11 protein-coding genes are annotated in these 9055 nt (G+C 34.8%); 4 read left to right on the forward strand and 7 right to left on the reverse strand.

The genetic code is table 11. From position 1 onward, the window contains the following. Window positions 1-185: 185 nt before the first annotated feature. A complete protein-coding gene (locus ACQKDS_RS19860) occupies window positions 186-1031 on the reverse strand; it encodes a hypothetical protein (protein WP_399673958.1) in 846 nt (281 codons plus the stop codon). Between the two features lie 8 nt (window positions 1032-1039). Next, a complete protein-coding gene (locus tag ACQKDS_RS19865) occupies window positions 1040-2737 on the reverse strand; it encodes a zinc ribbon domain-containing protein (protein ID WP_399673960.1) in 1698 nt (565 codons plus the stop codon). 75 nt (window positions 2738-2812) lie between these two features. On the opposite strand from ACQKDS_RS19865, the gene ACQKDS_RS19870 reads away from it, so the two are divergent. Continuing rightward, on the forward strand, window positions 2813-3940 hold the full coding sequence (locus tag ACQKDS_RS19870) for an N-6 DNA methylase (protein ID WP_399673962.1): 1128 nt from the start codon (window positions 2813-2815) through the stop codon (window positions 3938-3940). 167 nt (window positions 3941-4107) lie between these two features. Continuing rightward, window positions 4108-4728 carry a recombinase family protein gene (locus tag ACQKDS_RS19875; protein WP_399673964.1) on the forward strand — a complete coding sequence of 207 codons (621 nt, stop codon included), beginning with the start codon at window positions 4108-4110 and terminating at the stop codon, window positions 4726-4728. Between the two features lie 148 nt (window positions 4729-4876). Here the strand turns inward: ACQKDS_RS19875 and ACQKDS_RS19880 are convergent, their stop codons facing one another. The 3 genes from ACQKDS_RS19880 to ACQKDS_RS19890 form a co-directional block, all read right to left on the reverse strand. Continuing rightward, window positions 4877-5221, reverse strand: coding sequence for a hypothetical protein (locus ACQKDS_RS19880; protein ID WP_399673966.1), 345 nt, complete (start codon window positions 5219-5221; stop codon window positions 4877-4879). Beyond that, window positions 5209-5790, reverse strand: coding sequence for a hypothetical protein (locus ACQKDS_RS19885; RefSeq protein ID WP_399673968.1), 582 nt, complete (start codon window positions 5788-5790; stop codon window positions 5209-5211). The genes ACQKDS_RS19880 and ACQKDS_RS19885 overlap by 13 nt, the downstream gene beginning before the upstream one ends. Window positions 5791-6034: 244 nt before the next feature. Continuing rightward, window positions 6035-6283: a helix-turn-helix domain-containing protein gene (locus ACQKDS_RS19890; RefSeq protein WP_181483576.1), complete on the reverse strand. Its 249-nt coding sequence runs from the start codon at window positions 6281-6283 to the stop codon at window positions 6035-6037. 109 nt (window positions 6284-6392) lie between these two features. Between ACQKDS_RS19890 and ACQKDS_RS19895 the strand changes: the two genes are divergently transcribed. Then, on the forward strand, window positions 6393-7019 hold the full coding sequence (locus ACQKDS_RS19895; protein WP_399673970.1) for an XRE family transcriptional regulator: 627 nt from the start codon (window positions 6393-6395) through the stop codon (window positions 7017-7019). Between the two features lie 82 nt (window positions 7020-7101). On the opposite strand, the gene kwaB is transcribed toward ACQKDS_RS19895, so the two are convergent. Together kwaB and kwaA are read right to left on the reverse strand one after the other, a co-directional pair. Continuing rightward, window positions 7102-8055, reverse strand: a complete 954-nt coding sequence (gene kwaB, locus ACQKDS_RS19900) for an anti-phage protein KwaB (protein ID WP_399673972.1) — start codon at window positions 8053-8055, stop codon at window positions 7102-7104. Then, window positions 8045-8641: an anti-phage protein KwaA gene (kwaA, locus tag ACQKDS_RS19905; RefSeq protein ID WP_399673974.1), complete on the reverse strand. Its 597-nt coding sequence runs from the start codon at window positions 8639-8641 to the stop codon at window positions 8045-8047. The genes kwaB and kwaA overlap by 11 nt, the downstream gene beginning before the upstream one ends. 245 nt (window positions 8642-8886) lie before the next feature. On the opposite strand from kwaA, the gene ACQKDS_RS19910 reads away from it, so the two are divergent. Further along, window positions 8887-8967 (forward strand): DUF2188 domain-containing protein, encoded by an 81-nt coding sequence (locus ACQKDS_RS19910; protein ID WP_399673976.1) that lies wholly within the window; start codon window positions 8887-8889, stop codon window positions 8965-8967. Window positions 8968-9055: the final 88 nt, after the last annotated feature.

Genomic DNA, 9055 nt, shown 5'->3' on the forward strand with positions numbered 1-9055 from the left:
TGCTTTAAGTTTCTTTTCGTCCATAATTTGCCTGTCTCCATTGTCAGGAAGAACATATCAAAAACAGGCAATTACACAATTTAAATTACAGTCTCTAATCTGGGCATCTTATTCATCTGAATCTTTTTTAAGATGCCCTTTTATCCCCACCATTAATTTATACTTTTGCCAAGTATTATAATGTATTATTTCAAAGCGTAGTGCTGACAGAACGCTCGATAACATTTTAATCTTTCTGCATTTTTATTCTCATTGTGCTGAGAACAGTAGAAAATATCAAATATGTTTGAGAATGCTTTTTTATCAGTTCGAAAGTCACCAGTCCAAGATATTTTTCCTATGCTTCGGTGAAGCAGGGTTGAATATAGTATGTCATTAAGTTCTTTAACAACATTATCACAAGCCGAGGCAATAGCTTGAATAGCATCATAACCAATCAGGATCGGTTTTTCTAAAAAACTCTGGTGCTCATGAAAACCTAATTCAATTGCATTGTTTACACCAAAAAAACCTGATCGATGTACAATGCAATGACGTAATTGGCAAATTTGCTCATATTTTTTTAACGCAGATCCTAGCGTTTGAGGTTGCTGAACATCTAAAACAAGACCCGTAAATTTCTTAATGGAATCCACAATATTGCTTACGGAAATAAATGACGCTCCTTCAAGTAAAGCCTCAGGCAATATATTTTTTTCGTGATGTAAAGCGGCTGCATAGCTTACTGTACATTTATAGCTTTTAGACTTTGAGATATCGTCAATTGTCAATATCTTACGTATAATTCTTCGACAATAGCTTTCTACAGATGAAACAAACCCTAACATAACTAGATTAGCTAATAGTGCCCATTCTTTTGTAGGTTGAGGAACACCTAATAATTTTATATGAGTAAGTTTCTGCTCATTAAAAATATCGATAGCAGAGCAAGTAGGTTCCTGATAAGCACTATCAAAAAAACCAATAGTATTAATATTAGTTGAAACCCGTTGTCCAGAAATATTAATGCTTATTTTCTTTGGGGCAGCCATGTTATCCCTTACACTAAAAATTCATTGACCCATGCTTGTATTTTTGAATTAATCAAACCAGCTCGTTTTTGGGCTACTCGTTTGACTTTCATGAACTCAGCTGCAGTATTCTTTGATGAAAGCACATCTTCAACTGTGACAAATGGTGTTTCACTAATAACTTGCTTTTGAAATTGGCTTAGGGGCAATTCTAGTAGTTTTTTTCGCATGCAAATTCGAAATGATGATTCATCAATAAGTTGACTACCACATTCATGACAAAATTTTTGAGTATCAGATAATCTACGAGTGCCACAATTTGAACAGTTAGGTAGCTTCAGAGCGACAGAGTCAATTACATCGGTCGTTAGTAAGCTTGATATTTTTTTTCTTAATGGATGTTTTTCAGACGCTGATCGAATCACAGATGAAAGCTGTGCAGCATTGAAACCTTTACTTAATGTGAATACTTTATTATTAAAAAGATAAGCATAATGTGGAATGAATCGACGGAGCTTACGATCCGGTCCGTGAGATATACTTGTTGTTTCATAAAGTAATCCTGCTTCAATTAAAAAACTAATGACTCTTTCCATTTTATCTGTTGTGAGATCATCAATCCCTATTGTAACAGTCTTTTTATATTGTTCACCGTCTTTTCTTAGGCTAGAATGGTTTAATAATTTTAATTCCTGCACTATTTTTGTGAACAGTAGCCAACCGGTTTCAATATAGTTTTCATATTGCGGAAGTTTATCAATGATTGAGCGATATTCATCATTAAGGTATTTGCAACGATCTTCAATAACAGAGTTAAATTTACTCTGTTTGCTTTTTCCTTTGTTATCCTGATATGCACGTATTAGGTTAATATATGCTCTAGGTATACCAAAAGATGCGAAAATAAGGAGGCTGTTAACATCTGGATCAATATCAATGTTCTGAGAGAATCTTTCCTGCAATAAACTATTCATAAATTCAGTATATTCAGGCTGCTCAACATCTTGCCAAATAAATACTGGTTCAGCATCTTGCCCCAAATGGAATCTGGGCCCATACTGAGTCGTTCCAGGATAAACTGATGCTTTTGGTGAAATTCGAGACGTTTTTATACTTCTAAAAACATCGAAGAACTCGACCATATATTCTTTTGTTAAAGTAAGAGCCGCATCATCCATGAATAAAACGGCTCTTTTTCTATTATTTTTAGCAATGCAATCTTCTATTATTTTTTGAGTTGTTTCAATGCTTAAATTTAATATTATGGGGTTGTGTTCGTCGCTATATTGTTGTTTTTCTATGTCAGTGACAAATTTTTCGATAGACGTACGCTGCAAACACTCTTGCTCGATAGTGATATTGTAATCAATGTAACATGATAGTACTATTTTTGCTAAAACCCAAGTGTGAAATATATCAATCGCGTTTGATGCTTCATGTAAGTATGTTTCTAATCTGAGATAATGATTAAATGACACATAAAAAGGAAGAGGCAAAGAATCATTTTTTTTACATGTCACAAAGGCATGACGCATGTAATGTGTTTTTCCTGCCCCCCTTGGGCCTATTAAAAGCTTAGCACCAACTTGAGTAAGTTTTTTTTGGATTGATTCAAAATGTTTATTTTGAGGCGACCAACTAATCAATAAATCATCTGGAATGTAATCAGCCCTTTCTTCGAACTCAAAACTATCAAGTAAATCAAGATCTATTTGTTGAACCATCATGAGTACCCTTTGATTTTTCCTGTCTGATAGCATATCATACAACAATAATCCATTCCAAGTTTATGAAGAAATTAAGTGGTTGAATTTAAACAATTTTACACGCAGCAGGAAGTAAGTCAGCTTTTGATTTCTCTCCTTGAACATGATTATCCAGTAAGTTGCCTTGAGCTTAGTGCTGGAGAAGGTGCATTACTTGATTCTGCTTTAGTTAAATTCCCGCATCTTAATATTACTGCATTTGATATTGATCCAAAAAATGCTGACTTTTTGTCTTCAAAATACCCAAGTGCAAATATATATTGTATTGACTCTACTAGTCAGGATCTTGCTGGTATCCTAAAAGAGGATACATTCGATATTGCATTATGCAATCCTCCGTTTCATTTCATTGATAATAACCCTCAATTTCAGTTAATACTTGAAGAGGTATTTGGACAGACCATCAAATCAAAAAGAATAAGAGCCGAAGTTGTATTCATGGCTATTAATCTTTTGTATCTAAAGGATGGCGGTGAGTTAATTATAGTATTGCCAGATCTGTTTTACTCATCTGATTATTATATTTGGCTTAGAACTCTACTCACAAAAAAATTCACAATAAAAAATATTATAGAATGTGAACATCGTTCATTTCTTAAAACTGAAGCTAAAACTCATGTCTTTCATATTATAAAAAGTAGTGAGCAGCAGGGGGAGATTTCTTTTTTTAAATATGGTGATGGCATTGCTTTTCATAAGGGAAATATTTGTTTAAATCCTTCTCGTGTAGAAAGAAAAAGAGTTAGTAATTTAAATAATTCAGACTACTCTATTTTTAGAGGACGGTTATCCGGTAAGGAATGCAAAGCCTCTGGATATTCTTATTTTCACACAAATAGTTTTAATTCTATAACATATAAATCAAGAGATGTTATTCCCGATGGGAATTTTGTAGCAAGGAATGGTGATGTATTAATTGCTAGGGTAGGTTCCAGAGTTATTGGAAAATATGAAGTTTTCAAAGGTGAAAAAGCTATAGTTAGTGATTGTATTTTTTGCATACAATTTACAAATAATGAATTTAAACTTTATTTTCTTGATTTTTGGGAGAAAAATAAAGATGGCTGGTTACAGGAAAATATGAAGGGTACTTGTGCGAAACATATTAGTTTAGCTAGTGTTCATAATTTATTGGAACAGCTTTTTGTTACTTTCATGTTGTAAGATTGGTTGTTGTAAGTGACATCCCCATTTCTGCGAGGGGGGAAATTTTAAGTATACCTCAAGCATACCAGCACAGATCATCACTAAGTTGGTTCATTAAGTAGATTTTACAACTTAAAACGGACTATGTATAATGAACTACTTAAAACAGACCAGTGGTGAATATCATGCGGGTATGGGCATATCTTCGAGCATCAACGAAACAGCAGGATGCTGACAGAGCATTAAACGAGTTAGAGGCATTCGCTCACTCACATGATCTTAAAGTATCAAAGTACTTCAAAGAGAATGAATCAGGTGCAAGCCTACAGCGACCTCAATTGTTCTTACTTCTGGAAATCGCTGAACGTGGCGATATCCTCCTTTGTGAACAAATCGACCGGATCAGTAGGCTTACTGGTGAGGACTGGAAAACTCTAAGGGCAATCATTGAATCAAAGGGGATCAGGGTCGTGTCATTGGATTTACCAACGAGTCACCAGCTTTTGAACGTCCAGGATGAATTCACCGCTCGTATGTTTGAAGCAATGAATTCTATGATGCTTGATATGCTGGCAGCTATCAGCCGAAAGGACTATGAAGATCGGCGTAGGCGGCAAAAGCAGGGTATACAAAAGGCAAGGAGTGAAAATAGGTACAAGGGGCGTCCGATAGATCAGGAACTCCATCGTAGAATTGCTGAACTTTTGTCCGATGGTAAAAGTTGGAATAAAGTACAAGATTTAATCGGCTGCTCAAGGGCTACTGTTGCGAAAGTATCGAAGAAAATGGCAATTACAGCACTGTAATAACTGAATATTTCTGGAAATATCTATTTAATAACAAACAGATATAGTAGCAGGGGGTAAAAAAAGGACATATGGCAAATAGCCGTCCATATATCCTTTCGATATCTATATGAAATACTAAAAGTACCGACTGGTTTCTGATGGATTTTTATAGATTATTTTCTTTATATAATTCATTTAAATTCAGTGTGATATTCTTTTTATTCAATTCTTTTTCTATACATGACCAGCGTTTACGCTCAGCCTCCTTATGGGTAGCAACAACTTTATCAGTATCAGATTTACTCATGCTACTGATATCTGATTTCAAATCAAAATTAAGATCATCATATCTCTGTTGTTCCGGTTTACAAACTCCAGAAATTGCTTTATCTAAGTACTTGCTATCTTTTTGTGCATCATATGTCTTATACGCGGCGAAAGTTGTAGTACTGAATAATAAAGTGAGCAATAATATTTTTTCATTTCGTGCGATCTTTTTTATTTTGAGCATGTTTGTGTCAGTGTCATATTGGCATTAAAATCGATCGTAATTACTTTTATAGTATTGTCATTCAATACATATACAAAGAAATTACTTGATGAATTCCCATATTTTCTTGAACCATCATCTGCGATGTTATTGAATGTAGCTGTTTCAGTACTACTCTCAATTTCACGAGAGGATAGTTTAGTTTTCAGTACGCTATCGGTGATAGTATATGTGATGCGAGTGGCAGCATCAGAATAGAAACCAGAATTATGCTTTGTACCTTGGCGAGTTTGGGTAATGGCATCAAATTTATTGCAGATATAAACGTTCTTATTTTTTTCGTTAGAACGGTTATGGGTAGTGTTTTTTACCTGAACAGTGTTCTCGGAAATTTTGCCCCCTTCACTAGAAGGAAAAAAGCTGGCTACGCCGATGCTCATTGTGAGCATGAATAGCAAACTACTTGATATCAATGCAGTCAAAAAAGTCCTAACATCACCTCGACCTTTGTTACGGCAACTATTCGCAATCTTCTTATAGAAAAGTACTGAAATAAAAATACAGATAACAATGACAACTAAACCAATCATTTTGATCCCTTTTAAGTCATATCATTTCTGAATGAATAAACGTAATTGAATATTCATCAACTAACTTTTATCACGTTACCTTTACCGTCAACGGTTACTTTTATGTTCTTTGAACAGTTCCGGCATTGACCAACACCAGTACCATTTTTAGATACTCCGGTCTGAACGGTTGTAGTACTGCCGCAATGTGGGCATGTAATCGTAAAATAGTTCGCCACTATATATCCTCTTTTATCGTCAAAATTTAATAACGTTCAGGCCAGATAACATGTACTGCCACATCTATATAAGCGGCAATAATTTGCTCTCCTTTAGGCCAATGTCTTTCGAGAGCGTTATACAATGTTCTCTCATGTAACCCATTTTCTCTTGAGAGTTGTGCAAGCGTGCCTCCTTTTTTCTTGATAGCAGCAAGTATATCGGCCCTATGCCAGTTCTCAGTACTGGCATTTTGCACCTTTTTCTGACATCCTGATTGTTTATGAATACTCATAATGACCACTCGTTACTTACATTGAGAACATGATTGATCGTTATAAGGTATAAGTCAAATCATAATAAGGAACATTCTTTCCTTTAATTGAACGGATAGCAGGGTGTAAATGGCTGACAAGAAAGAGAGCATTGTACAGTTCAGTGAAAGACTGAAATCGATTGTTCCCTCTGGTTCTGGACGGGAGTTCGCGAAGAGAGCTGGGATTGGGTACAGTACTGTACATAACTACCTCCAAGCTGTTTCAAGTCCAACCCTGGAAAATCTTGTGCTTCTTGCTAAAGCTGGGAACGTATCAGTAGAATGGCTGGCTACGGGTAAGGAATTTCGGGATGTAACTATTAAAGCAGCACATGAAAGTTACAACGAAAGAGTATGCAAAATTCCTTTTTATGAAAACAATGAGTTCCTTTTTATAGATGCTGAGGTTTTCTCGTTCTCCCTGACTAAAACTGAGTACCTAACTGCACTCCGTGTCGATACTGACGTAATGGAACCTACTTTTACGGTTGGTAGCGTGTTAGTCATAGATCAAAGCCAAAAGCATCTTAAAGAAAGTAAAGTGTTCGTGATGCGTAAGGGCAGCAGTTATTTGTACAAGAGAGTGCAGATAGTTTCTGATGGGTATAGCTTGAATAGTGATAATGAAAGATATACTGAAATAGTAGTTACAGAGAAATCTCTATCCGGCTTTGATATTCTGGGGGAGGTAGTGTTAGTACTGAATTATTTCTAATTTGTAAACTGTCAGGATCTGTTGTGCTGACAAAGTAGATGCCCGAAATTTTCAAAAACATCGGGCATTAGATACAATTTTTTTATTGCAACATATCTTTTGCTAGACTGTCATACAATATTTTCGTTAACTCCGACTCCAAATAGTCATCACTTAGTAGTTTAATGAAGTGTTTCTGTGAGCTTTTCGTTTTGACTATAAATTTATCACCAGTGTCATTAATTGAAATAATGGTGGACAGATATTTGTGTTTACTTACAAACTCAATAACAGTTGGGGCATCTATCTTACCTAATACTGGAGAGTGTTTAGCTATTTTAGCAAGCTTCCGAGCAAATGGGAGATCTTTTGAACTTTTATTTAAATGAGACATATCCTCAATCATTTCTGACTGAGTCAAAGACTCTATGGCTATGCTAGCTTGTGCAGTAATTACTTCATGAAACTTCATCGCAATTTCTAGTGTTTTTGTATTTTTAATATAGTAGCTGTTATCTAGAAGAATTAGATCATATCCGAAATCAATTTTAAATATATCGCTTGTTATTTCTTCTAGCACGCCATCCTTATTGAGAAGAAAGTTAAGCATATTGGAATTGCTTTTTAAAACAGTTAGATTTGTCTTGTTTTTATAAAGGGCGATTGAATTAGTATCGCTACTCAATATAACAGCCAAAGACTTTACATCACTAAAATCGTTATCAGGTGAATAATAGTTATTATAATTAGGAGGTAATTCTAGAGCCTGTTTTAGTATTTCAAATTCGTAAGGCTTTTGATCATAGTCAAATAGATATAAAGCGTTCTTTCGGTCATCAATATTTGTAAGAAGAGGCAATGTTAAGTCTTCATTAGTTACAATATCATCTCGTAACCTTGATGCAAAGTTAGCACCTATTTTTGTTAAGGCCTCTGGTTCAATTTTAGAAACTTCAATTTTCGTTTCCTCACCATCTCTAACAAAAAATACCAATTTCACACCTGATAAATTTTCAATTACTTCAGCTATTTTTCCTTTAAAAATATCAACTGTCATATTTTTTCCTTGCTATGAATACGTAGTCGTCAAGAAAGCTATAAAAGACATTATCACCAACTCTTAGGTTATCAGTGGTTATTGCAATGACATTTTTAGTTTCGCCACTTCCCGGATGAAATATATTTACCTTATATAATTTGTAGCCAAATAATGCTAGGGTAGGATTGGCATAATATTTGTTTGTTTTCACAAATATGATCCCAATAACAACTATTAGTAAAAGATATGCTAGGTTTTTCTGCATATCATCAAAACTAAAGCCCATAAACGGAACAATATAGGTTGCTAGGAAAGTAAGGTTTTCATAACTTTCACTTTCACAGTGTGTTATTTTTACGGATTCTAATCCGTTATATGAAGTGATGTTTCTGAATCGTTTGTAGAAAACCCAACCAATAAAAATAAAGAATATACATACTACAGGTACTAAGTTTGTTGATAACAGTTTCGTAAGTCCTATGAACTTACAGCTATTACCAAAGCAGTAAGGTACATTAGCACTTAAAATTATTATGAATATAAACAGTAAGGAAAGGGATAGAATATATAGCCCTATCTTGTCGATATTTCCCGTTAGTCTCATGTGAAACCCCCTGTTTACTTTTTGTAGTATATGGATTTATAAAGGCTTAACAACTTAAAGTGTATCACATTGTACTGGTTATTTGTACAGTAAGTTGGTACTTGCCACCATGAGAGCATTGGCTATTTACGATCTACACACGTGAATAAGGAATGTGTGATCGTGAGCAAACGAAACGCAACATATAGTTGTTATTGTTATAAATGCACACCATATGATGTGTGCTTTTTGTAAGGATAGCAATGATGGGAAAGAACCAACATGTAGTACCGCATAATGGAGAATGGGCTGTGCGTGGAGAAGGTAATGACAGAGTTACTTTGTAGTGGTCAACAAAAACTAGCCACGGTTTTAGAGTTTTTCCAGAACAATCTTTCTGATTCATTCGGCGTCAAACCACCATTATATTGATGG

The organism is Serratia sp. NPDC078593 (assembly GCF_050268245.1).
Classification (GTDB): Bacteria; Pseudomonadota; Gammaproteobacteria; order Enterobacterales; family Enterobacteriaceae; genus JBNNGK01.